Source organism: Devosia sp. LjRoot16 (assembly GCF_964252795.1).
Classification (GTDB): Bacteria; Pseudomonadota; Alphaproteobacteria; order Rhizobiales; family Devosiaceae; genus Devosia_A.
This window is the reverse complement of record NZ_CAXUPH020000002.1, coordinates 623,348-646,183: the sequence shown is the minus strand read 5'-3', so window position 1 is coordinate 646,183 and position 22,836 is coordinate 623,348. Positions and strand designations below refer to the sequence as shown.

Below are 22,836 nucleotides of genomic sequence, written 5' to 3'. Positions count from 1 at the left end.
CGCTCGCTAGCTCTCCCCGAGCGCCGCCATGCGGCTGGGGAGAGCGGAACCTACCGAGCCTGGCGATCGTGATCGCCGCTTAACTGAGTCAAAACCATAATTCCGCGATAATCGGCGCCTCACTGAAGGCGTCGCGGCACGACGGGGAGCGTTTCCAGGAAAAGTTGCAGACTTTTCCGGTTCGGAAGCGTGACAAGTCCTCTACTGCATCGCGGGTCCACCGAGGTTCCAATGAACGAAGATTTCCACCGCATCCGCCGCCTTCCGCCCTACGTCTTCGCCCATATCGATCCGATCAAGGCCAAGCTCCGCGCCAACGGCGTCGATATCATCGACCTCGGCATGGGCAACCCGGATATGCCGACCCCGCAGCACATCGTCGACAAGCTCAAGGAGACGGTGAAGGATCCGCGCACCCACCGCTATTCCTCGTCCAAGGGTATCCCCGGGCTCAGGAAGGCCCAGGCGAGTTACTACGGTCGCCGCTTCGGCGTGAAGGTGAACCCCGACACCCAGGTCGTCGCGACGCTCGGCTCCAAGGAAGGCTTCGCCAACATGGCTGCGGCGATCACCGCGCCGGGCGACGTGGTGCTGGTGCCCAACCCGACCTATCCGATCCATGCCTTCGGCTTCATCATGAGCGGCGGCGTCGTCCGCTCCATGCCGGCCGAGCCGGACGAGAATTTCATGCGGGCCCTCGATCGCGCCGTGCGGCACTCGATCCCCAAGCCGATCGCGCTGATCCTCAACTACCCGGCCAATCCCACCGCCTATACGGCGTCGCTGGATTTCTACAAGGAAGTGGTCAAGTACTGCCGCGAGCACTCGATCTTCATCCTCTCCGATCTCGCCTATTCCGAGATCTATTTCGATGACGAAGTGCCGCCCTCGGTGCTGCAGGTGGAAGGCGCGATGGACATCACGGTGGAGTTCACCTCGATGTCCAAGACCTACTCCATGCCCGGCTGGCGCGTCGGCTTTGCCGTCGGCAACGAACGGCTGATCGCGGCGCTGACCCGTGTGAAGTCGTATCTCGACTATGGCGCCTTCACCCCGATCCAGGTCGCCGCCGCGTCGGCCCTCAACGGCCCGGATAGCGTCATCGAGGATGTGCGCACCGTCTATCGCGACCGTCGCGATGTGATGGTCGAGAGCTTCGGCCGCGCCGGCTGGCACATCCCGTCGCCCAAGGCGACGATGTTTGCCTGGGCCCCGATCCCCGATCAGTTCGCCCATCTCGGTTCGCTCGAGTTTGCCAAACTGCTGATCCAGGAAACCGGCGTCGCCGTCGCCCCGGGCGTCGGCTTCGGCGAGTATGGCGACCAGTACATCCGGCTCGCCTTGGTCGAGAACGAGCAGCGCATCCGGCAGGCGGCGCGCAACATCAAGAAGTTCCTGCAGAGCCAGCCGAGCCACGGCAACGTCGTGCCCATCACCGTGGCGAAGTAGGGCGGTCAGATCAGAGTTTGCAACGGCCCGGTCAATGACCGGGCCGTTTGCCTTTGTGAGCGCCACCACAGCTTCCCCTCACTCGGCGTCATCCCCGCGGGGTGTGGCGAACGCCCGAATCCCCTTGCTCCAATAACATGACTGTGGTTATCAGCTTTCAGCTTGGAGGCCATGTCATGTTCCGTCGACTTCTTGTTGCGCTCGCCCTGCTGTTCGCCGCCGCTCCGGCGCTGGCGCTGGCGCAGTCCTTTCCGGTCACCGTCAAGCACGCCTTCGGAGAGACGGTGATCGAGAAGGCGCCCGAGCGGATCGTTACCTGGGGCTGGGGTAACCATGATGCGTTGCTGGCACTGGGGGTGGTCCCTGTGGCCATGCCGTTCTCCACCTATGGCGGCGGCGATAATGGCCTCCATCCCTGGGTGGAAGAGAAGCTGACGCAGCTCGGCGCGGCGACGCCGGTCCAGCTCGCGGACAGCTCGGACATCCCGTTCGAGCAGATCGCCGCCCAGAAGCCGGATGTGATCATCGCGGTGTTCTCGGGCATCAGCGCCGAGCAGTATGCCCGTCTGAGCCAGATCGCGCCGACCGTCGCCTATCCGGATCAGCCGTGGAGCACGCCGTGGCAGGACGTGACCAGAATCGTCGGTCAGATCGTCGGCAAGCCGGCGGAGGCCGAACAGTTGGTCGCCGATACGCTGAAATTCGTCGCCGACGAGGCAGCGAAGTATCCCGAAATCGCCGGCACCAGCTTTGCCGGGGTCAACGACTTCGACGGTTCGATCGCCGTCTATGACGCGCTCGATGCGCGCATGAGGTTCCTCACCGATATCGGCCTGGTGCTGGCGCCCAGCGTCACCGAGCTCTCACCCAAGGACGGCTCGTTCTATTACCCGCTGAGCTACGAGCTGTTCGACCAGCTCACGAGCGACATCCTCATCACCTATTACGAGACGCAGGCCGCTTCGGACGAGTTCTTCGCAAAGCCCTACGCGCAGAGCCAGCCGCAGTATCAGAAGGGCGCTTTCGCCTCGCTGGTCGGCATCGAATATGTGGCCGCTGTTTCGCCGCCAAGTGCGCTGTCGCTGCGCTGGGGCTTTCCGCACTACGCCGAAATCATCGCTGCGGCCGCCCGCAACGCCAGGAAGTGAGATCTCACATGAAGCTGGTCCTCCACGCCATCGCGGCGCTGTTCCTCGCGCTGCTCGCTTCGCCCGCGCTCTCGCAGAGCTTTCCCGTCACCATCAAGCACGCGCTGGGCGAGACGGTGATCCCGGCCGCGCCACAACGCATTGTGACGCTCGGCTGGTCTTCGACCGATGCCGCCATCGCGCTCGGCACCGTGCCGGTCGGCTTTCCAAGCTTCCGCTCGGCCGGCTTCGACAAGGACATCGTGCCCTGGGTGGAGGAGGGCATCGCCAAGGCCGGTGGCGCCACGCCCGTGACCTTCGACGATAGCGCCGGTGCACCGATCGAAAGGATCGCCGCGCTGAAACCCGACCTGATCCTTGCGGTCTACTCGGGCATCAGCGAGGACGAGTACAAGCTCCTGAGCCAGATCGCTCCGGTTGTGGCTTACCCCGAGCATCCCTGGACGGCGACCTGGCAGCAGGTGATCACCATCTCCGGCGAGGCGATGGGCAAGCCTGCCGAAGCGACGGCGCTGGTCGCCGAGCTCGAGATCTTCATCAGGGCCGAGGCGGCCAGGTACCCGGCGCTGTCAGGCAAGAGTGCCGTGACGCTGATCGACTACAACAGCGCTGCTGCTATCCATTCGGCCGATGACGCGCGCGCCAAGCTGCTGGCGCTGGCCGGGCTGGTGATCCCGCCCAAGCCCCAGGCTGCCGGTGCCAACGAGGGCTTTTGGTATCCGCTGAGCTACGAGAATTTCGACCAGATCCCGGCCGACATCCTGATCGGCTTCTTCAACTCACCCGAGCTGGCTGACGAGTTCTTTGCCCGCCCCTATATCGCAGCCGCTCCGCAGGTGAAGAGCGGCGCCTATGTGAAGATGGACGACCGCGTCCTCAACATGTCGGTGATCTCCTCGAGCGCCCTGTCGATCAAATGGGGCATGCCGCGCTATTTTGAAAAGGTCGCCGCTGCGGCCGAGCACGTGGGGAAGTAAGCGATGCGCACGCTGCTCAAACTCGCAGCCAGCCTGGTGCTGGTCGTCCTTGCCTCCGCGACCGTGGCTGCGGAAGCGTTCCCGGTTACCATCAAGCATGCGTTCGGCGAGACAACGATCGCGAAGTCGCCCGAGCGCATCGTCACCTGGGGCCTCTCCTCGCAGGACGCGCTGATCGCGCTTGGCAAAGTGCCGGTCGGCATGCCGACCTTCCGCTCGGAGGGCTTTGACCACGACATCCTGCCCTGGACGGCAGAGGGGATCGCGGCGCTGGGTGGGGCCGAGCCGTTCATCTTCGACAACGCAACCGACGTGCCGATCGAGCAGATCGCGGCGTTGAAGCCCGACCTCATCCTTGCCGTTCACTCAGGGATCAGCGCTGAAGACTATGGCCGCCTGAGCCAGATCGCCCCGGTCGTCGCCTATCCCGGCGAGGCCTGGACGACAACCTGGCAAGACGTCATCACCATTACCGGCCGGGCGATCGGCAAGCCCGCCGAAGGCGAGGCGCTGGTCGCCGACCTGAAGCAGTTCGTTCTCGATCAGGCCGCCGCCCGCCCCGAAATGGCCGGCAAGAGCTTCGTCACCCTGATCGACTACAACAATGAGATCGGCATTCATTCGGCGGCCGACACGCGGGCCAGCTTCCTTGCCAGTGCCGGCATGGTCATTGCCGACAAGGTCGATGGCGCCGGCGAGGGGGAGCTCTATTGGTATCCCCTCAGCTACGAGCTGTTCGACACGATCCCGGCGGACATCCTGATCGGCTACTTCCACACGCCGGCGCTGGCCGACGAGTTCTTCTCGCGTCCCTTCGTTCGGGCGGCACCCCAGGTGGCGAGGGGCGCCTATGTCAAAATGGACGACCGCGCCCTCAACATGGCGATGATCTCGATGAGCGCCCTGTCGCTGCGCTGGGGCGTGCCGCGCTACTTCGACAAGATTGCCGAGGCGGCCAGGCACGTCGGGAAGTAGGCATCGACCATCAATCCTATTGACGGATAGGGTCTTTCCTATCCATAGCTCTCGCACCAATTCCGAGAGCTGTTCTATGTCCGATATCCAGTCGTTCCGCCAATCCGTCGAAGCCTTCATTGCGGCGCGCGGTTGGACCCCGACCCGGTTCGGACGGACCATCGCCGGCGACCCGTTATTCGTCTTCGACTTGCGGGAAGGGCGCGAGCCCCGCTCGGATACCCGGACCCGGATCCTCAAGTCGATGCAGGATCATGCCGATGCCGCGCTCGAGGCGCCGCTGCGTATCGGTGTCGCCGGTCTCGGCAATGTCGGCGCGACGCTGGTCCGCATCATTCAGAAGGATGGCGAGGAGCTGACCCGCAAGCTCGGTCGCAAGATCACCGTCACCGCCGTTTGCGCCCGCTCGCGCAGCCGCGACCGCGGCATCGATGCGAGCAACCTCGAATGGTTCGACGATCCGGTGGCGCTGGCCAAATCCGACAGTATCGACCTGTTCGTCGAGCTGATCGGCGGCGAGGACGGGCCGGCTTTGGCCGCGGTGAAAGCTGCGCTGGAGATCGGCCGGCCGGTGGTCACCGCCAACAAGGCGCTGCTGGCCCGGCATGGTGTGAACCTCGCCAGGGCGGCCGAGGAATCGGGCGCCCAGCTCGGCTTCGAAGCGGCGGTGGCCGGCGGCATCCCCGTCATCAAGACGCTGCGCGAGGGCCTCGGCTCGGCCCGCATCGCCCGCGTCTATGGCATCATGAACGGGACCTGCAACTACATCCTGACCCGCATGGGCAACGAGGGTATCAGCTTCGCCGAGTGCCTCGCCGATGCGCAGAAGCTGGGCTATGCCGAGGCCGATCCGAGCTTCGACGTCGACGGTTTCGACACCGCGCACAAGCTCGCTATTCTCGCCTCGCTCTGCTTCGGCTGCGAGATCGCGCCGGACGAGATTTTCGTCGAGGGCATCACCAGCATCAGCCAGGCTGATATCAAGGTGGCCGGCGATCTGGGCTACAAGATCAAGCTGCTCGGCATCGCCCAGCGCTCGGCCGACGGCATCGACCAGCGCGTGCACCCGACGCTGGTGCCCAAGACCTCGGCGGTGGCCGGTGTCGATGGGGTGCTGAACGCGGTGGCGCTCGAAACCGACCATGTGCACGAGTTGCTGCTCGCCGGCCCGGGCGCCGGCGGCCCGCCGACGGCGTCCTCGGTGCTCTCGGATATCCTCGACATCGCCCGCGGCACGCGGGTGCCGCCGCTCGGCGTACCGGTGGCGGAGCTGACGCCCTATCGGCGCGCCCCGATCCGCGAGCACGAGGGCGGCTATTACATCCGACTAAATGTCAGGGACGTGCCCGGCGCGTTTGCCGCTATTGCTACCCGCATGGGTGCTGCCGGTATTTCTCTCGAAAGCGTCATCCAGCGTCCGGATTTGCGTGTTAGCGAGCCGGGCGTGACGGGGACCGAGTCCCGCACGGTGGTGCTGCTCACGCACTCCACCATGGAGCAGACCGTCCGCGACGCTCTCCAGGCGATCAAGGGCGACGGCTTCATCGTCGGCGATCCGCAGATGATCCGGATCGAGCAACTCTAGGAGCGCTTTCGGGAAAGGTTGCAGACTTTTCCACCTCGAAAGCGCGACACATCAATGCCCAGGAGCATTTCACCGCTTCAACGAAGCGGTAAAGTGTCCGGGAGCCCTCCCGGCATTGCGGTTCGGGATGGCGACCGCATAGGCCACGTAATGCCCCGTGCGGCGGGGCAGGGAGTGTTCATGAAGCTCAGCAAATCCGATACCGACCGGCAGGCGGCCATCGACCGTTCGCTCACCCTCGAACTGGTGCGTGTCACCGAAGCGGCGGCGCTCGCCGCCGCCACCTGGCGCGGCAAGGGCGACGAGAAGGCGGCCGATGCCGCCGCCGTCGAAGCGATGCGCGGCGAGATGGGGAACGTCCACATCCATGGCCGGATCGTCATCGGTGAGGGCGAGCGCGACGAGGCGCCGATGCTGTTCATCGGTGAGGAAGTGGGCGCCGGCGACGGCCCGGAGGTCGATATCGCCGTCGATCCGCTGGAAGGCACGACGCTGTGCGCCAAGAACCAGCCGGATTCGATCTGCGTGCTGGCGATGGCCGAGCGCGGCGGGCTGCTGAACGCCCCAGACGTCTACATGCACAAGATCGCCATCGGCGCCGGCTACCCCGCGGGCCTCGTCGACCTCGATGCGGGCGCTACCGTCAACGTCAAGGCGCTGGCCAAGGCCAAGGGCGTACCGGTGAACGAGATCACCGCCTGCGTGCTGGATCGACCGCGCCATGCTGCGCTGATCGATGACTTGCGCACCGCCGGCGTCGCCATCAAACTGATCTCGGACGGCGACATCGCCGGCATCATCCACGCGGTGAACACTGAAGATACCGGCATCGATATCTATCTCGGCTCCGGCGGCGCCCCTGAGGGGGTCCTGGCCGCGGCGGCGCTGCGCTGCATCGGCGGCCAGATGCAGGGCAAGCTGATCCTCGATACCGATGAGAAGCGCGCCCGCGCGCTGAAAATGGGCATCACCGATCCGAACCGGAAATACCGCACCGACGAGCTGGCTTCCGGCGACGTGCTGTTCGCCGCCACCGGCGTCACCGACGGCACCCTGTTGAGCGGCGTGCGCTACGGCAAGAATACAGTTCGCACCAATACCGTGGTGATGCGCTCCTGGAGCCAGACGGTTCGCTGGATCACCGCGGAGCATCACCGCTAGCTTGATTGGGCGTAGCGCTTGTCGCGTTCTGCCCGTTCGAGGAGGGCGTTATGGCGAGCAAAGATGACGTGAAGGTCGAAGCGATGATGGCGGCGCTCGACCATCCGCTGAAGCCCGAAATCGAAGCGCTGCGTACAACCATCAAGTCCGCAGCGCCCGAGTTGGGTGAGCGGGTCAAGTGGAATGCGCCCAGTTATTATCTCGGCGCGCACGACATGGCGGCGTTCAACCTGCGTCAGAGCAGTTTCGTGCAACTGGTGCTGGTGTTCCCGGGAGGCCTGATGATCGAGGATCGGCGCGGGCTGCTCGAGGGCGACTCCAAGGATCGGCGCCTGTTGCGGTTCGACTCGATGGCCGATGTCGAGCACAAGCGGCCGGCCCTCGAGGCCGTGGTCAGGCAGTGGGTGGCGCTGGTCTCGGCGTTACCCTGAAATGAAAAGCGGGCCGCCCACTGGGCGGCCCGCTCGCATTCGGTAATCGGGAGCTTACGCTTCCTGGATGGCGCTGATCAGCCAGCGACTGCCGTTCTGGCGCTGGAAGGTCCAGACCTCGGTGGTCTCGGTGACCCGATCGTCGCCGGAGACGATCTCACCGGTGCCGCGGTTACGGGTGACGTCGCGGCTCTCGTAGCGCATCGCCACGCTCGCGTAGTCGGTGCCGTCTTCGCGCCAGGCTTCGGCCACGTCGCCGGCCAGAAGGTTCACATCGAACACCTCGTTGCGCAGGCCCTTGGAGGCGTTCTCGCCCAGTTCCTCGGCAAGGTAGCCCATCACTTCGGGCGTGGTGATCCGGCGGAGCGCCGCATAGTCCTCGCGCGAGTAGGCGTCCTGCATCTCCTTGAGCTGGCTCTCGAAAGTGCCGAGGTCCTGGTCGGTGATGCCGACCTCATCGCGCCGGCCGGCACGCTGCGAAGCTGCCGAGCGCGGGCCGCGCGGAGCCGCAGCGCCACCGCCGCCACCATAGGTGCGGGCCGTGTTCTGTGCCTCGTAGTTCAACGGGCCGCCGGCCATGGCCGGGCGCTGCTGCCGGCGCCTGAGGAAGAAGCTGACGATAAGGCCGATGATCGCCACCTGCACCAAGAGGGCAAGCATGCCGCCGAAACCGCCGAAGCCGAACCCGAACAGCATGCCGAACAGACCGGAGAACAGGAAGCCGCCGAGCAGCGCGCCGCCAAAACCGCCGAACAGGCTGGGGCGGGCCGGTGTCGTGGCATTACCCACGGTATTCCGCGTCGTGCTGTTGGTCATCGTGTTCTGCACCGGCGCCGTGGTGTTCGGCGACACCTGGGTAGACGGCACGCTCCGCTCGGTGCGGATGCCGCGGCTACCAAAGCTGCCGCCGCGCCGCGCTTCTGCGGTATCGACCGCAACCAGCGAGAAGGCCATGATCAGAGTGGCAAGGAGGGCCGAAAACCGGAAGCCCTTCGAAGCGAACATTGTGGTTCCCCATGTAAAACGTTGGGGTTGATATGGGGACCTTTGCCACCCGGCGCTAGACCTTTCGTCGCCCGCTTGTCCGTTTTTCATCGGTTCGCCGTCCGGCCCCTTGGCTGCCGCCCTGATCCCGGCGGGAAAACCGCCGTGGCACCCTCGACTATCACTTGCTTTCTGCTTACCTCGCGGGGTGATGGACGAGCCGCGCCCCAACTTCCTCGACGTATCGAATTCCGCCTTGGGCCGCGCCTGGGTGGATCGGCTCGATCCGGCGGCAGCGCGGACTGCCGCGGCCATCGGCCAGCGCACCAACCTCTCGGAGATCCTCGCCCGCATCGTCGCCGGGCGCGGAGTCGGCGTCGATGCCGCCGAGATCTATCTGCAGCCGACCATCCGCGAGCTGATGCCCGACCCCTCGACGCTCGCCGGCATGGATGCTTTGGCCGAGCGGCTGGCCAGTGCCATCACCGACAACGAGCCGGTGGCGCTGTTCGGCGACTATGACGTCGACGGCGCCTGCTCCTGCGCGCTGATGGCCCGCTACCTCAGGCATTTCGGGCTCGACCCCCAGGTGCACATCCCCGACCGCATCTTCGAGGGTTATGGGCCCAACACCACCGCGATCGATAAGCTGGTCGACGGCGGCGCCAAGCTGCTGATTACGCTCGACTGCGGCACCACCAGCGATGGCCCGATCGCCCATGCCCGCGAACGTGGCCTCGACGTACTGGTGATCGACCATCATTTGTTCGACGCCGAGTTGCCGCCGGCCAATGCGCTGGTCAACCCCAACCGTCCCGACGACATCTCCGGCCTCGGCTACCTCTGCGCGGCCGGCGTCACCTTCATGGTGCTGGTGGCGACCAACCGGCTGCTGAAGCAACGCGGCGACACGGGCGCGCCCAACCTGATGACGATGATCGACCTCGTGGCGCTGGCGACGGTCTGCGATGTCGTGCCGCTGAAGGGGCTGAACCGCGCATTCGTGGCGCGCGGCCTCGAGGTGGCGCGCACCGGTTCCAACCGCGGCATCGGTGCCCTGGCGCTGGCGGCGCGGCTTTCCGGTCCGCTCAATGCGTATCATCTCGGTTACCTGATCGGACCACGCATCAATGCCGGCGGCCGCATCGGCGATGCGGCGCTCGGCACCAGGTTGCTGTCACTCGACGACGAACAGCAGGCGCTGATGATCGCGGCGCAGCTCAACGAACTCAACAGCGAACGCCAGCGCATCGAAGTCGAGGCGGTGGAGGAGGCGGCCCGCGCCGCCGAGGCCGAGATCGGCGGCGGCGAGGGGCCGCCCGTACTGGTGCTGGCCTCGGCCAACTGGCACCCCGGCGTGGTCGGTCTGATCGCGGCGCGGCTGCGCGAGCGCTTCGAACGCCCGACCTTCGCCATTGCGCTTGCCCCCGACGGCACCGGCACCGGCTCGGGCCGCTCGATGCCGGGTGTCGACCTTGGTAGCGCCGTGATCGAGGCGGTAGAGCTGGGTCTCGCGGTGAAGGGCGGCGGGCACGCCATGGCGGCTGGCGTGACACTGAAGCCGGGGCAGCTCGGGCCGTTCCGTGCCCACGTCACCGACCGGCTGGGCAACAGCGTCAGCGCGGCGCGGGCGCTCACCGCGCTGGAGATCGATGCGGCGATGACGGCGCGTGGCGCCAACCCGCAATTCGTGCATGAGATCGAGCGGGCAGGGCCGTTCGGCGCCGGCAACCCACAGCCGGTGTTTGCCTTTCCGGCGCACAAGGCGAAGTTCGCCGAGATCGTCGGCGCCGGCGGGCATGTAAAGTTCACCTTGACCGCCGACGATGGTGCGCGACTCAAGGCCATTGCCTTCCGCGCCGCCACTACCGCGCTTGGCGAAGCGCTGCTGAGCGCCGGCAACGACACCCCGCTGCACATGGCGGGGACGCTGTCGATCGACCATTGGCAAGGCCGCGAAGAAGCGCAGTTCCGCCTGCTGGATGCGGCGCGACCGGGCGGTCGCTAGCCGCTCGAGCGGGTGCTCTGAGGGTTGAAAGTCATGCTTGCATATCCACTTATGACGACTAAAGTGCTGCCCTAATTCACGGGGAGCCCCGTTGCTCGGTCGCGTCTTTGCGGCCCCGCTGCGGCGCTGGTTTGGCCGCTCGGCGGAGCGGACTTAGTCTGGAATGTTGCGTCATGGATAAGCTTGCGGTTGAAACGAGGGCAGCGTCGCCCACGCCGTGGACCCATCTGCTCTCGACCGTTGCGGCCTTTCTCGGCAAGCGGCTGATCGGCCGCCCCAAGCACGGCGCGGTCACCATCACCTTCCCGAATGGCAAGACCCGCACCTTCGGCGACCCGTCGACCGGGGTGCATGCGCAGCTGACGCTGCACAACTTCAAGGTGCTGCAGAAGACCCTGCAGCGCGGCACCGTCGGCTTCGCCCAGGCCTATATCGACGGCGACGTCGAGATCGAGGACCTGACGGCGCTGTTCCGCTATTTCCTGCAGAACCGTGACGTGCTCGATAGCGGCGAGAACTCCTGGTACGGCCGCGCCGCCCAGGACTTCACCTACCACCTGAGCCGGCACAACTCGAAAGAGGGATCCAAGAAGAACATCTCCGAGCATTACGACCTCGGCAACGACTTCTATGCCGAGTGGCTCGACCCTTCGATGACCTATTCCTCGGCCCTGTTCACCTCCGACGAGCAGTCGCTCACCGATGCGCAGCACACCAAGTACCGCCGCGTCGCCGAGCTGGCTGGCGTCAAGGCAGGGCACCGCGTGCTGGAGATCGGCTGTGGTTGGGGCGGCTTTGCCGAAACCGCTGCCAAGGACTTCGGCGCCGAAGTCTACGGCATCACGCTCTCGGCCGAGCAGCTGAAATATGCCAACGAGCGCCTCGAGCGGCAGGGGCTCGACCAGCTCGCCACCATGCATTTCGAAGATTATCGCGATACCCGGGGCGATTTCGACCACGTCGCCTCGATCGAAATGATCGAAGCCGTCGGCGAAGAGCACTGGCCGAGCTACTTCAAGACCGTGCACGATCGGCTGAAGCCGGGCGGCACCGCGGCGATCCAGGCGATCACCATCGGCGAGCAGGATTTCCACGATTATCGGGCGCGTCCGGATTTCATCCAGCGCTTCATCTTCCCCGGCGGCATGCTGCTGACCAAGACCGCCATGCAGGAGCAGGGCGACAAGGTCGGGCTCATCCTCGAGAATGTCGAGACCTTCCGGCTGAGCTATGCCAGGACGCTGAAGCTCTGGCGCGAGCGCTTCCTCGACCGCTGGAACGACATCAAGAAGCTCGGCTACACCGAGGAATTCCGCCGCAAGTGGGTGTACTACCTCAGCTATTGCGAAGCGGGCTTCTTCGAAGGCTCGATCGACGTCGGCATCTACCAGTACCGGCGGCCGGCCTAATGGCTGAAGCGCGATGAAGCAGAGCTGAACAGCTCGGCTTGGATCGGTTCAAAAACCTCCTCCTACGGTGTGTTGTTACCATAGGGAGATGGAGATGGACCGGTCCACGGAGTTCGACGCCTGGAGCGTCGGCCACAACTACGAGCAGTATATGGGGCGCTGGAGCCGGCAACTGGCCGGGCGGTTCCTCGATTGGCTGAAGCCGCCGCGCGGCGCCGATTGGCTCGACATCGGCTGCGGCACCGGCGCCCTCACCGGCGCCATCCTCGAACGGGCGGCCCCGCACTCGATCCTCGCACTCGATCCGTCAGCGGATTTCGTCGCTTACGCCCGCAGGGCCGTCGGCGATGACCGCGCCAGCTTCATCGTTGGCGACGCCACGGCGTTGCCGGCGACCGCCAGCGTCGATGTCGTTGCGGCAGCGCTGGTTCTCAACTTCGTCCCGGACCGGGTGGCGGCGCTGCGCCAGATGCAGCGAGTGCTGAAACCGGGCGGCATGCTGGCCTTCTACGTCTGGGACTATCCCCGCGGCGGCATGGAAATGATCGACCTGTTCTGGAAGGCCGCGGCAGAAATCGAGCCGCACGCCGCCGCGCTCGATGAGGCGCTACGCTTCCCGTTCTGCACCGACGCTGGGCTGGCGGCGTTGTGTGACGATGCCGGTCTCGCCGCGCCTGATATCGAGACGATCGAAATCGACACCGAGTTCGCCGACTTCGAGGCCTTCTGGCATCCGTTCACGCTCGGGGCCGGGCCGGCCCCGGGCTACTGCATGAAACTGTCGGTGGAGGCGCGAGAAGCCTTGCGGCAGCGCCTGGCGAAACGGCTCGGCAACGGGCCGATCCGCCTCGCTGCGCGGGCCTGGGCGGTGAAGGCCCGGCGATAGCGGCAGTGTCAGATGCCGATACCGCCGACCGGCTCGGTTGCGGCGATCGTCTCGAACTTGGCGATCAGCAGCCGGCCGCGCGAGATCGCGTCCTTTACCTGCGGCAATGCCAGCGAAGCGCGATGTGCTTCGCTGCTTTCCCAGACCTCGGTAACATAGATGGCATCGGCGTCATCAGTGGCTTTGGCAACGACGTAGCTGATGCATCCGGCCATGGTGCCGCCCGGCGCCAGGATGGCGATGAGCTCGTCGCGCTTGCCCGGCGCTGTGGTGATCCGGCCGATCAGCCCGTACATCAGCCGCTCCCCACCAGCGTATCCCGATAGAACTTCAGTACCGCCTCCGCGTTGACGCCGACCGCGATGCTCTGGCTTGGCCGGCCGTCCCACGCGCCGGGCGGATAGTTCCGTCCATCCGGCTTGATGATGGTCTGCCCGATGGCGATGCCCTCGGTGACCACCCGGATGGCGCCGGTCTCGGTCTGGTAGAACTCGGGATGCAGCGCCAGCGCCACGGCGCTCGAATCGTGCACATAGAAGCCGTCGAGCCCGGCGCTCTCGCGGTGGAAGTTCTGGTAGAACGCCGAGATGGCGCGAACGAACGCCCCATCCTCGCCGGCGGCGGCTGCGAGCTCGGCCACGTAGGTTTCCGTCATCACTGTCGCCTGCGTCACGTCGAGCCCGGCAATGGCGATCGGCCACGCCGCACCGAACACGATGTCGGCGGCATCCGGATCGCCCCAGATATTGGCCTCGGCCACCGGGGTGACGTTGCCGGTATGGCCGTTGCGGCCGAAGGCGCCGCCCATCACCACGATCTGCTTGACCAGCCCGACGATCTCCGGCGCCTCGCGCATGGCGCGCTCGAGATTGGTCATCCGTCCCACCGCGATGATGGTGACCTCGCCTGGGTTGGCCTTCACCAGGTCGATGATCAGTTGATGCGCCGGGCGTGGATCGGCGGCGGCGGTGATATCAGGCAGGTCGATATCGCCCAGCCCGTTCATGCCGTGGACGAAGGTCGGTGGCGCATCCGGCTCGCCTACCAGCGGTGCGCCCGCACCCCCGGCCACCGGCGCGGAGAAGCCGAGTTTCTGCTTCAGATACAGGGCGTTGCGCGTCGTCGTCGCGATGTCGGCATTGCCGAACACGGTGGTGACGCCAATAAGCTCGATCCGCTTGTGGCGGGCGAGGAGCAGCAGGGCCATGGCGTCGTCGACGCCCGGGTCGGTATCGTAGATGACTTTGAGTGTTTGCATGCCCGCCATCATGCATGCCGCCGCCCGCCGCGCCAGTCTCGGCACCACGCTGCCCAATACTCTGGCAGCTCTGCCTCATCATGTAAGGCCGTGGGCAGTTGCGGCTCAGCCCGCGCTCGTTAGTTACGAGCGCCAAGTGTTCGGCGCGTTCGAGGACAAGGTCTCGCGCGCCCCTAAGCTTGCATTCGTGAAATTTGGGCGCATCTTTGCATAAAATATCCGGCGCCTAGTGCTCTCGTCCCGACGACGCACTTGTGCGAAACTCATTCCAGATGGCAGAACGCCAGCGGAATCGGTGATAACGGTTCCGTGAACAGCAGGGGTGACCTCTCGATGGCCAAGGCGCTCTACCTCGTGATCCAGAGCCGCGATAACTGGTGGGTCGATTTCGAGGGCAAGGCGCACGGCCCGTTCCCCTCCCGCTCCAACGCCGCCCTCGAAGCCCAGTCGCTGGCCCGTTTCCAGGCCCATAGCGGTCGCGAGGCCGAAGTGCTGGTTCCCGACGAGCAGGGCCGCTACTGGGTCGTCTGGTCGAGCCTCTCGGATAACGGCCGGACCTTCAGCCCGTATCGGGTGGCGAGTTAGGCCTGTCTCGAGCGCTTGGCTACCCCTCACCCTAACCCTCTCCCCAGAGGGGAGAGGGGACGTATGTGGCACGGCCGGTGAGCCCATCGCCCCCTCTCCCCTCTGGGGAGAGGGCCGGGGTGAGGGGCGCCAAGCACGCTGCGCCAACCCCTACTTGATCAACTTCCGCGGCACCTTGCGCACGAAGATCTCCTCGTGCCCGTCCTCATGCGCCCGGGTCATCCGGTGGACGCCGTCGAGGATCAGCCAGCGGCCCTTCAGCCGGGTGATCTCGATCGGGAACACCAGGCTCGCCGCCCGCACCCGTCGATATTCCTTGTCATAGCGATAGGGCGAGCGCAGCACCTGGCGGGGCGTCAGCGCATAGCGGTGCCCGTCGAGTTCCCACAGCGGCACATCGAGGTGCCAGAGCAGCTTGTCGATCGGAAACGCTTCGGACGGCAGGTCCAGCGCCCACAGCGCCTCGACGTTCCAATCGAAGGCGTACCAGTATTCTTCGATGGCCGGCGGCAGCTCGATCACGTCCCGGTCTCGCGTGTTGGCGGCTAAGCCATAGCACCTATTGGTGAAACCCGCATGACTCACGGTCGTGAGCCGGAAACATGACTTGACTAATCAGCATAGCGCGCTGATAGGTGACCCGTACAATCAACATATCTGGGTCCCGCCAATGTCCCTCAAGACGCTTGCCGCAACTGCTTTTGCGACACTCCTGCTCTCGGTGCCCGGCGCCGCTTTCGCAGAGGCTTGGACCTATGCCGATGGGTCAGGCACCACTGTGACTGTGAACCACGTGCCGACGCGCATCATCGCCAGCCAGGACGCGGCTGCCGGCTTGATCCCGCTCGGCATTCGTCCGGTCGGCATCTATGCCGACAGCGCCATCGCCGATGCCAAGGCGCTCGAAGGGCTTGACCTCACCGGCATCGAGATCATCGGCGAAGCCTGGGGCGAGGTCAGCATCGAGAAGGCCGCGGCCCTGAAGCCGGACCTGATCGTCGGTGAATGGTGGCCGCTCGACAATACCTGGAGCGGTGGGGCCGACGTGGTCAACGCCTTGAAGCCGCTGGCGCCGATCACCGGCCCGAAGCAGGGCGCTTCGATCGTCACCCTGATCGAGGATTACGAGAAGCTAGCGGCGAGCCTTGGCGCCGATCTCGCGGCTCCTGAGGTCGCCGCCGACAAGGCCGCTTTCGAGACCGCGCGTGACAAGTTCAAGGCGGCCGTTGCCACGAAACCCGATCTCTCGGCCCTTGCGGTCTGGGCCGGCACTGACGCGCTCTATGTCGCCGCCACCGAAGGTTCGTCCGAGCTGATGGATTTTGCCTCCTGGGGTCTCAAGCTGATCGACCCGGTAATTGCCGATGACCGCGGCTACTGGGAGACGCTGAGCTGGGAGAACATCGACAAGTACCAGCCCGACTTGATCCTCGTCGACAACCGCTCCAAGATCACCATGGAGACCGCCAAGGCCCAGGCCACCTGGACCACGCTGCGCGCCGCCGCGGCAGGGCAGGTGACCGACTGGCCGGCGTTCAGGCTGCGCAATTACGCCGCCTATGCCACGGAGCTCGATAAGCTCAGCGCCGCCATCGCCGCTGCCGACGTCAGCATCGGCGACTAGAGTATGTCGCCGGGCGGCACATCGGCGGGCCTGCCGCCGGCAGCCCGCGCCGGCGGCTTCGTGCTGCTGGCGGTGGCGCTCGTCGTGGTGCTGGCGCTCTCGATCACCGTCGGCGCCCGCCCGATCGCACTCAGCGACATCTGGAACGCCGTGACGGCGTTCGACCCCACGCAGACCAACCACAAGATCATTCTCGACCTGCGCCTGCCACGCACCCTGGTCGGCCTCCTGGTCGGCGCGGCGCTCGGGCTCTCCGGCGCGATCCTCCAGGGCGCGACCCGCAACCCACTGGCTGACCCCGGCATCCTCGGCATCAATGCCGGCGCAACGCTCTGCGTGGTGCTCGGCATTTCGGTGTTCGGTGTCACCCAGCTCTCCGGCTATGTCTGGCTGGCCTTCCTCGGGGCAGGGGCGGCGATGCTGGTAGTCTACCTTGTCGCCTCGCTCGGCCGCGAAGGCGCGACCCCGGTGAAGCTGGCGCTGGCCGGCGCCGCAGTCACCGCCGCGCTGACCTCGGTCACATCAGCCATTCTCATCACCAATGTCCAAACCCTCGACCAGATCCGCTTCTGGCAGGTTGGCGCACTGACCGGCCGCACCACCGACATCCTGATGCAGGTGGCGCCGTTCATCCTTGCCGGCATCGTCCTGGCGCTGCTCACCTCGCGCATCCTCGATGGCCTGGCGCTGGGCGACGATGTGGCCCGCGGTCTCGGCCTCAAGGTGCAGCGCGGTCGCGCCATGGTCGGCTTCGCCGCGGTGATCCTCGCCGGCGCCGCCACTGCTGCCGCCGGACCGATCGCCTTTGTCGGCCTCACTGTGCCGCATCTCGCCCGCGCCTTCACCGGCCCGAACTACCGCTGGATCCTGCCCTACTCGATGCTGCTGGCTCCCATCCTGCTGCTCGGTGCCGACATTGTCGGCCGCATCATCGTGCCGCCGGGCGAGCTGCAGGTCGGCATCGTTACGGCGGCGCTCGGGGCGCCATTCTTCATTGCGCTGGTGCGGCGCAGGAAGCTGGCTGAGCTGTGAGCGCCGCCTCGAGCTTTGCCCCGGTTGGCGCCGTCGTCGCGGTGCGCAGGCGCCTGCAGCGCCGCTATGGCCTCGTCGTGCTCGGCCTCGCGCTGCTGTCGCTGGCGGTGGCCAGCCTGTCGATGTCGATCGGCGACTATCCGCTGCCACTCGCTGACGTGGTGCGCTCGCTGCTCTCGCCCTTCACCGGCAATGCCGATGCGGCGAACGATTTCATCGTCCTCGGCGTGCGCTTGCCGCGCGTCATGGCCGGGCTGCTTTCAGGGGCGGCGTTCGGGCTATCCGGCATCGTTTTCCAGACCATCCTCCGCAACCCGCTCGCCAGCCCCGACATCGTCGGCATCACCACCGGGGCGAGCGCCGCCGCGGTGCTGGCGATCATCATCTTCAAGTGGTCGGGGCTCGGCGTCTCGGTGATGGCCTGCGGCGGCGCAGTGCTGACCGCGCTCTTGATCTACGGGCTCGCCTGGCGCAACGGCGTCACGCCTTACCGGCTGGTGCTGATCGGCATCGGCATGGCGGCGCTGGCCGGCGCAGTGGTGTCGTATCTCTTCACCCGCGTCCGCATCATGGAAGTGCAGGAAGCGCTGAGCTGGCTCACCGGCAGCCTCAACGGCTCGACCTTCGAGAACCTCACCCCGCTCGCCGTCGCGCTCCTCGTGCTGGTGCCGCTCGCGGCGGTGCTGTCGCGTTCGCTGCGCACGCTGCAGATGGGGGACGACGCGGCGCGGGCGCTCGGCACCCGGGTCGAGTTCTCCCGCCTCGGCCTGATCCTCGTGGCGGTGCTGCTCGCTGCTTTCGCCACGGCCGCCGTCGGCCCGGTATCGTTCGTCGCCTTCATTGCCGGCCCGATCGCGCGGCGACTGCTCGGACCCTCCGGCAATGTGCTGCTGCCGGCGGCTTTGGTCGGCGGGCTCGTCACCAACGCCGCCGATTTCGTCGCCCAGCACATGCTCGGCCGCAACCAGTTGCCGGTCGGCGTCGTCACCGGCGCACTCGGCGCCGTGTTCCTCATCTACCTGCTTGCCGCTGCCCATCGTTCGGGCCGCGGCGGCTGATTGGAGGCCCAAGATGACAGTGAACCACCAGCTCTCGGCCGCCGACCTGACGCTCGGCTATGGCGATCGTACCATCGTCGACAAGCTGAGCATCGACATCCCACCCGGCAAGTTCACCGTCATCGTCGGCGCCAATGCCTGCGGCAAGTCCACCTTGCTGCGCGGCCTGGCGCGGCTGCTGACCCCGAGCGCCGGCACGGTCTATCTCGATGGCCGCGCCATCCACCAGATGCCGACCCGCGAGGTCGCGACGCTGCTCGGCGTCCTGCCGCAGACCCCGGTAGCGCCTGACGGCATCACCGTTGCGGACCTCGTCGGCCGCGGCCGCTATCCGCACCAGGGCTGGTTCCGCCACTGGGTCGCCGCCGATGACGCAGCGGTCGCCACTGCGCTGCAAGCGACGGACACGCTCGATCTCGCCGGCCGCGCCGTCGACGAGCTCTCCGGCGGGCAACGCCAGCGCGTCTGGATCGCCATGGCGCTGGCGCAGGAAACCGAGCTGCTGCTGCTGGACGAGCCGACCACCTTCCTCGATATCAACCACCAGGTCGAAGTGCTGGACCTGTTGACCGATCTGGTGCAGCAGCGCGGCCGCACCGTGGTCGCGGTGCTGCACGACCTCAACCTCGCCTGTCGCTACGCCGACCACATCGTCGCCATGCGCGACGGCAAGATCGCGGCCTCCGGCCCGCCGGCCGAAGTGGTGACGGCAGCGCTGGTGAAGTCGATATTCGGCATGGACGCCGAAGTGTGTGACGACCCGGTGTCGCACACCCCGATGATCGTGCCGGTCGGACGGCATCGGGTGAAGCCGCGGCTGAAGGCGGCGGCGGAGTAGGGCGGGGGCTGCTTGACTGATGGAGACGGCCCCCTCCCGGCCTCCCCCATAAAGGGGGAGGTGAAGAGTCGAGGCTCTGTCGTCGATCGTACCCAGTGAACCGGCAGGGCACCTTCCCCTTCATGGGGCAGGATGGGAGGGGGCCGTCTCTGTCAGTCGGCACCCCTTCGCTGGTTAGTCCTGGCGCTCGTCGTGCCGGGCGAGGAACTCGCGTACCGCGTCCCAGAACAGCGGTTTGTTGACGGCCTCGTGGCCGACATTGGCGATGATGGAGAGTTCTCCGGCGCCGAGGTGCCGGTAGAGGCGATCGGCTTCATCGATCCCGCCCAGTTGGTCTCGATCGCCCATGATCACCAGGGAGGGCACCGAGATCGATGCGAGCTGCCGTTCAGTGTAGGTGGGTACTGTGAGCCAAAGCGTGGAGATCTGCTTCAGGAACGCCCGCCAGTAGTCCGGACCGTAATGGTGGGCGTGCGCGACCTTGATCTGTTCGAAATATGGGCCGAACTCCTTGGCCAATCGATCGAGGTCGACCTCGCCTGGCACCGAAAACCCCCATGAGCGAAGCCCTTCCAGCATAGCTTGGGTCAGTCGGCTTACCGTGCCGCCCATGACCAGTGCCCCGGCCTTGCCCGGATGCCGCAACCCGAACTCCAGCGCAGTCTGCCCGCCATCGCTATAGCCGATGATCAGCGGTTTCCTGAGACCGAGCGTTGCGATGAAGCCGGCGACATCGTCGGCGAACTGCGCGTAGCTCATCTTCTGGGCAGGGTTGTTGGTCCTGCCGTGTCCGCGGGTATCGAGCGCGAGGACGCGATAGCGGTCGGCCAGCTGCGGCATCGCCGCGCCCCAGGAGTCGGCGGTCGCCGTGCCCCCGTGCAGCAGCAGCAGCGGCTGCCCGCGGCCTTCCTCGAGGTAGTGCACCTCGAGGTCGCCAATCATCACGCTATGCGATTTGGCGCTCATTGTTCGTCGAGCCACTTTCCCATCAGGTCGATGATGTAGTTGGTGCCCGCCTCGCGATCGGCCATCTTGTCGAGCCCGTCGAGGAAGGCGCCGTCTTCCTTCACCACCATGCGGGTGCCGGCGGCTTCCGGGAAGAACTCGACGGTCGCCAGCGACACCGAAATGCGCGCGCCGTTCTTCAGCATCTCGTAGGTGTAGATGATGCGGTTGTCGGGCACGATGTCGCGATAGGTGACGTCGAACACATAGGTGTCGCCGCCCATCTCGGCCTCGTTGAACTCGCGGCCGCCGACGCGGAAGTCCATGACGTCCTTCGGCTTGTCCGGGCTCGGCGAGCCGAACCACTGGCGCTTGAATTCGGGATTGGACCAGGCGGAGTACACCTTGCTCGGAGCATGCTTGTACTTGCGTTCGACGGTGAAGCTGCCGTGGGCGATGGAACGTTCGGTCATTTGGGTTTCCTCTGTCTAGGCTTGGTTGATGACATTGAATTCGAGGTGGGTGACGCCGGGCGAAGCCGTGACCACCCGGGTACGGGCGAGCTCGATCTGAGCATCGCCAAGTCTGTCGAACAGGCGCGTACCGCCGCCAAGCAGCACACTGACCACCTGGACGCGGATTACGTCGGCGAGGCCGGCGCGCAGCACCTGCTGAGCGGCGGAAGCGCCCATCACCACCACGTCCTTGTCGCCTGCCGCCTCGCAGGCCTGCCGCACGGCGCTCTCCACTCCGTCTGTGACGAAGCGGAAGCTGGCGCTTTTCATCTGCTGTTCGGGCTTGGGGTTGTGGGTGAGGACGAACGACGGCACCGGGTAGGGCGTGTCGTTCCAGTGCTGCAGGCCCACATCATAGGTGCGACGGCCGACGATCGTTGCGCCGACCGTGCTGAAAGCCAGATCGATCTCGGCCGCGTCCTGGGCCTCGGTGCTGCTGTAGCTGCCATCACCCGCCTTGGTGCCGCTGCTGGCGAACATCCACTCGTGCAGCCGCTCGCCGCCGACTCCCATACCGTCGCGAACCGAGACGTTCGGGCCTGCGATGTAGCCATCGAGCGACATCGAAAAACTCAACACGACTTTGGCCATTCGATCCTCCTGGGCAAAGCTCGCCCGTTACCGGAAACGCTGCTTCCGGCCGATTGTCTCAGTTCTGTCGTCCATGACGCGCTGGTGGGGCGCTACTTCACCGGCTTGTCCGGGCCGCTGGGCAGCGCGTCGAGGAACGCCCCCAGCCGATCCAGCCGGTGCTCCCAGCCGATGCGTCGATCATTGATCCACTTCTCGGCCATGCTGAGCGCTCCCGTGTCGATGGTGCAGGTCCGCACCCGTCCCACCTTCTGCGTCGTCACCAGCCCGCTCTGTTCCAGCACTTGCAGGTGTTGCACGATGGCGGGCAGGCTCATCTTGAACGGCTCGGCCAGCTCGCTGACCGATGCGGATCCCCGGCTCAGTCGTTCGATCATTCGCCGCCTGGTCGGGTCGGCCAATGCCTGGAACATGAGATCGAGGGGCTCTGTCTCTTGGTTAAGCATGATCTTAAGTATCTTGACGCAGTGGCGCTGTCAATACCTAAGTCAATGCTTAAGTGTCTAGTTGGCTGAGATGCTGACGGCCTGAACGGTCCAGGCGCTGGGCGGCTGGTCATCGATACGCTTGACCGAAATCAGCTTGGGCGGTCCGCTCAACTGGCCAAAGTAACTGGCAAAAGCGGAGTCCGCCGCGTCGCGACCGATACCGATCCGCATGATGCCGTCGATGGGGCAGAGCCGCGTGGCGTCGAACAGGTACCACCGATCGCCGAGATAGGCCTCGAACACGGCGTGGAAATCCTGCGGGATCAGATCGAGCGCATAGGCCGAGACAAATCGGGCAGGGATGCCCAGCGCCCGGGCGAAGGTGATGCCTAGATGCGCGAAGTCACGGCACACGCCGGCCCGCAGCGTAAAAGTGTCGTAGGCCGAGGTGCTGACGTCGCTGGAACCTTCGAGATAGTCGACGTTCTCGAAAATCCAGTTGCAGATCGCCGTCACCTTTTCGTGCCCGTTGGCGATGTCGCCGAATGTGCGCCAGGCGAACCGCCCGAGTTTGTCGGACTGGCAGTAGCGCGATGGCGACAGGTGGCCGAACACGTCGAATGGCAGTGCCGCGACGGGTACCTGTGCGATCTGGCCGGGGTCGCCGACGAACGGCATCGTTTCGATATCAGCCGTGTAGCTGATCTGGTGTTGGCCGAAAGGTAGCACCATGCGGCGATAGCGATTGCCCGTCTCCGGCACCACATGCGAGTCGGTCGGCACGCCGCTCGAGATGCTGAACCGTTCGGCAAGAATATTCTGGCCGGCATTGCGCTGCGCCTCGATATTAAGGATCAGCGTCGTATCGGTCGCCACATCGTATTGCAGGCTGCAGTTCACGGAAAACTTCATCGCACCACCCAGTTGTATGCGCCTCAATTCGGGGCAG

Annotated in this window: 25 protein-coding genes; 16 read left to right on the top strand and 9 right to left on the bottom strand. The window is 65.7% G+C overall.

The window, feature by feature from the left end; translation table 11 throughout:
- The first annotated feature begins 231 nt into the window (after positions 1 to 231).
- From ACSQ23_RS13560 to ACSQ23_RS13530, 7 genes are all read left to right on the top strand, one after another.
- The gene (locus tag ACSQ23_RS13560) at positions 232 to 1,449 is read left to right on the top strand and encodes an LL-diaminopimelate aminotransferase (protein WP_055878839.1); all 1,218 of its coding nucleotides are present in this window, start codon (positions 232 to 234) and stop codon (positions 1,447 to 1,449) included.
- 176 nt (positions 1,450 to 1,625) lie between these two features.
- Positions 1,626 to 2,597, top strand: coding sequence for an iron-siderophore ABC transporter substrate-binding protein (locus ACSQ23_RS13555; RefSeq protein ID WP_436090940.1), 972 nt, complete (start codon positions 1,626 to 1,628; stop codon positions 2,595 to 2,597).
- Positions 2,598 to 2,605: 8 nt separating this feature from the next.
- A complete protein-coding gene (locus tag ACSQ23_RS13550) occupies positions 2,606 to 3,574 on the top strand; it encodes an iron-siderophore ABC transporter substrate-binding protein (RefSeq protein ID WP_436090939.1) in 969 nt (322 codons plus the stop codon).
- 3 nt (positions 3,575 to 3,577) lie between these two features.
- A complete protein-coding gene (locus tag ACSQ23_RS13545; RefSeq protein WP_436090938.1) occupies positions 3,578 to 4,549 on the top strand; it encodes an ABC transporter substrate-binding protein in 972 nt (323 codons plus the stop codon).
- Positions 4,550 to 4,793: 244 nt separating this feature from the next.
- A complete protein-coding gene (locus tag ACSQ23_RS13540; protein WP_055998071.1) occupies positions 4,794 to 6,134 on the top strand; it encodes a homoserine dehydrogenase in 1,341 nt (446 codons plus the stop codon).
- A gap of 180 nt (positions 6,135 to 6,314) precedes the next feature.
- Positions 6,315 to 7,295 carry a class II fructose-bisphosphatase gene (gene glpX / locus ACSQ23_RS13535; RefSeq protein WP_055878826.1) on the top strand — a complete coding sequence of 327 codons (981 nt, stop codon included), beginning with the start codon at positions 6,315 to 6,317 and terminating at the stop codon, positions 7,293 to 7,295.
- Between the two features lie 50 nt (positions 7,296 to 7,345).
- A complete protein-coding gene (locus tag ACSQ23_RS13530) occupies positions 7,346 to 7,726 on the top strand; it encodes a DUF1801 domain-containing protein (RefSeq protein ID WP_436090937.1) in 381 nt (126 codons plus the stop codon).
- Positions 7,727 to 7,780: 54 nt separating this feature from the next.
- Here ACSQ23_RS13530 and ACSQ23_RS13525 read toward each other — a convergent pair whose 3' ends face one another.
- Positions 7,781 to 8,731: a Tim44 domain-containing protein gene (locus tag ACSQ23_RS13525; protein ID WP_082528081.1), complete on the bottom strand. Its 951-nt coding sequence runs from the start codon at positions 8,729 to 8,731 to the stop codon at positions 7,781 to 7,783.
- Positions 8,732 to 8,921: 190 nt separating this feature from the next.
- Between ACSQ23_RS13525 and recJ the strand changes: the two genes are divergently transcribed.
- The 3 genes from recJ (at position 8,922) to ACSQ23_RS13510 (ending at position 13,013) form a co-directional block, all read left to right on the top strand.
- Entirely contained in the window at positions 8,922 to 10,718 is a 1,797-nt protein-coding gene (gene recJ, locus ACSQ23_RS13520; protein WP_436090936.1) for a single-stranded-DNA-specific exonuclease RecJ, read from the top strand.
- Positions 10,719 to 10,891: 173 nt separating this feature from the next.
- Complete coding sequence (locus ACSQ23_RS13515; protein ID WP_082528080.1) at positions 10,892 to 12,127, top strand: SAM-dependent methyltransferase; 1,236 nt, start codon at positions 10,892 to 10,894, stop codon at positions 12,125 to 12,127.
- 94 nt (positions 12,128 to 12,221) lie between these two features.
- Positions 12,222 to 13,013: a class I SAM-dependent methyltransferase gene (locus tag ACSQ23_RS13510; RefSeq protein WP_436090935.1), complete on the top strand. Its 792-nt coding sequence runs from the start codon at positions 12,222 to 12,224 to the stop codon at positions 13,011 to 13,013.
- Positions 13,014 to 13,021: 8 nt separating this feature from the next.
- Here ACSQ23_RS13510 and ACSQ23_RS13505 read toward each other — a convergent pair whose 3' ends face one another.
- On the bottom strand, positions 13,022 to 13,309 hold the full coding sequence (locus ACSQ23_RS13505; protein ID WP_436090934.1) for an antibiotic biosynthesis monooxygenase family protein: 288 nt from the start codon (positions 13,307 to 13,309) through the stop codon (positions 13,022 to 13,024).
- A complete protein-coding gene (locus ACSQ23_RS13500) occupies positions 13,309 to 14,271 on the bottom strand; it encodes a nucleoside hydrolase (RefSeq protein ID WP_436090933.1) in 963 nt (320 codons plus the stop codon). The genes ACSQ23_RS13505 and ACSQ23_RS13500 overlap by 1 nt, the downstream gene beginning before the upstream one ends.
- On the opposite strand from ACSQ23_RS13500, the gene ACSQ23_RS13495 reads away from it, so the two are divergent.
- The gene (locus ACSQ23_RS13495; protein ID WP_436090932.1) at positions 14,270 to 14,485 is read left to right on the top strand and encodes a hypothetical protein; all 216 of its coding nucleotides are present in this window, start codon (positions 14,270 to 14,272) and stop codon (positions 14,483 to 14,485) included. The genes ACSQ23_RS13500 and ACSQ23_RS13495 overlap by 2 nt on opposite strands.
- A gap of 95 nt (positions 14,486 to 14,580) precedes the next feature.
- Positions 14,581 to 14,856, top strand: a complete 276-nt coding sequence (locus tag ACSQ23_RS13490) for a hypothetical protein (protein WP_156384587.1) — start codon at positions 14,581 to 14,583, stop codon at positions 14,854 to 14,856.
- A 150-nt stretch (positions 14,857 to 15,006) separates the two neighbouring features.
- Here the strand turns inward: ACSQ23_RS13490 and ACSQ23_RS13485 are convergent, their stop codons facing one another.
- Entirely contained in the window at positions 15,007 to 15,378 is a 372-nt protein-coding gene (locus tag ACSQ23_RS13485) for a hypothetical protein (protein WP_436090931.1), read from the bottom strand.
- 148 nt (positions 15,379 to 15,526) lie between these two features.
- Here ACSQ23_RS13485 and ACSQ23_RS13480 point away from each other — a divergent pair, with 148 nt between their 5' ends.
- Genes ACSQ23_RS13480 through ACSQ23_RS13465 form a run of 4 tightly spaced genes read left to right on the top strand, consistent with a single transcriptional unit; the run spans position 15,527 to position 19,408 of the window.
- Positions 15,527 to 16,480, top strand: coding sequence for an ABC transporter substrate-binding protein (locus ACSQ23_RS13480; protein WP_436090930.1), 954 nt, complete (start codon positions 15,527 to 15,529; stop codon positions 16,478 to 16,480).
- A gap of 3 nt (positions 16,481 to 16,483) precedes the next feature.
- Complete coding sequence (locus ACSQ23_RS13475) at positions 16,484 to 17,512, top strand: FecCD family ABC transporter permease (RefSeq protein ID WP_055995303.1); 1,029 nt, start codon at positions 16,484 to 16,486, stop codon at positions 17,510 to 17,512.
- Positions 17,509 to 18,570: a FecCD family ABC transporter permease gene (locus ACSQ23_RS13470; protein WP_436090929.1), complete on the top strand. Its 1,062-nt coding sequence runs from the start codon at positions 17,509 to 17,511 to the stop codon at positions 18,568 to 18,570. The genes ACSQ23_RS13475 and ACSQ23_RS13470 overlap by 4 nt, the downstream gene beginning before the upstream one ends.
- Before the next feature lie 13 nt (positions 18,571 to 18,583).
- Positions 18,584 to 19,408 carry an ABC transporter ATP-binding protein gene (locus tag ACSQ23_RS13465; RefSeq protein ID WP_055995309.1) on the top strand — a complete coding sequence of 275 codons (825 nt, stop codon included), beginning with the start codon at positions 18,584 to 18,586 and terminating at the stop codon, positions 19,406 to 19,408.
- A gap of 174 nt (positions 19,409 to 19,582) precedes the next feature.
- On the opposite strand, the gene ACSQ23_RS13460 is transcribed toward ACSQ23_RS13465, so the two are convergent.
- From ACSQ23_RS13460 to ACSQ23_RS13440, 5 genes are all read right to left on the bottom strand, one after another.
- Complete coding sequence (locus ACSQ23_RS13460) at positions 19,583 to 20,374, bottom strand: alpha/beta fold hydrolase (RefSeq protein WP_436090928.1); 792 nt, start codon at positions 20,372 to 20,374, stop codon at positions 19,583 to 19,585.
- Positions 20,371 to 20,826 carry an SRPBCC family protein gene (locus tag ACSQ23_RS13455; RefSeq protein ID WP_055995312.1) on the bottom strand — a complete coding sequence of 152 codons (456 nt, stop codon included), beginning with the start codon at positions 20,824 to 20,826 and terminating at the stop codon, positions 20,371 to 20,373. Before ACSQ23_RS13455 ends, ACSQ23_RS13460 begins: the two co-directional genes overlap by 4 nt.
- A 15-nt stretch (positions 20,827 to 20,841) precedes the next feature.
- Positions 20,842 to 21,459, bottom strand: coding sequence for a dihydrofolate reductase family protein (locus tag ACSQ23_RS13450; RefSeq protein WP_055995314.1), 618 nt, complete (start codon positions 21,457 to 21,459; stop codon positions 20,842 to 20,844).
- Positions 21,460 to 21,551: 92 nt separating this feature from the next.
- Positions 21,552 to 21,905: an ArsR/SmtB family transcription factor gene (locus ACSQ23_RS13445; RefSeq protein WP_055878789.1), complete on the bottom strand. Its 354-nt coding sequence runs from the start codon at positions 21,903 to 21,905 to the stop codon at positions 21,552 to 21,554.
- A gap of 57 nt (positions 21,906 to 21,962) precedes the next feature.
- Complete coding sequence (locus ACSQ23_RS13440; RefSeq protein WP_055878786.1) at positions 21,963 to 22,799, bottom strand: transglutaminase-like domain-containing protein; 837 nt, start codon at positions 22,797 to 22,799, stop codon at positions 21,963 to 21,965.
- Positions 22,800 to 22,836: the final 37 nt, after the last annotated feature.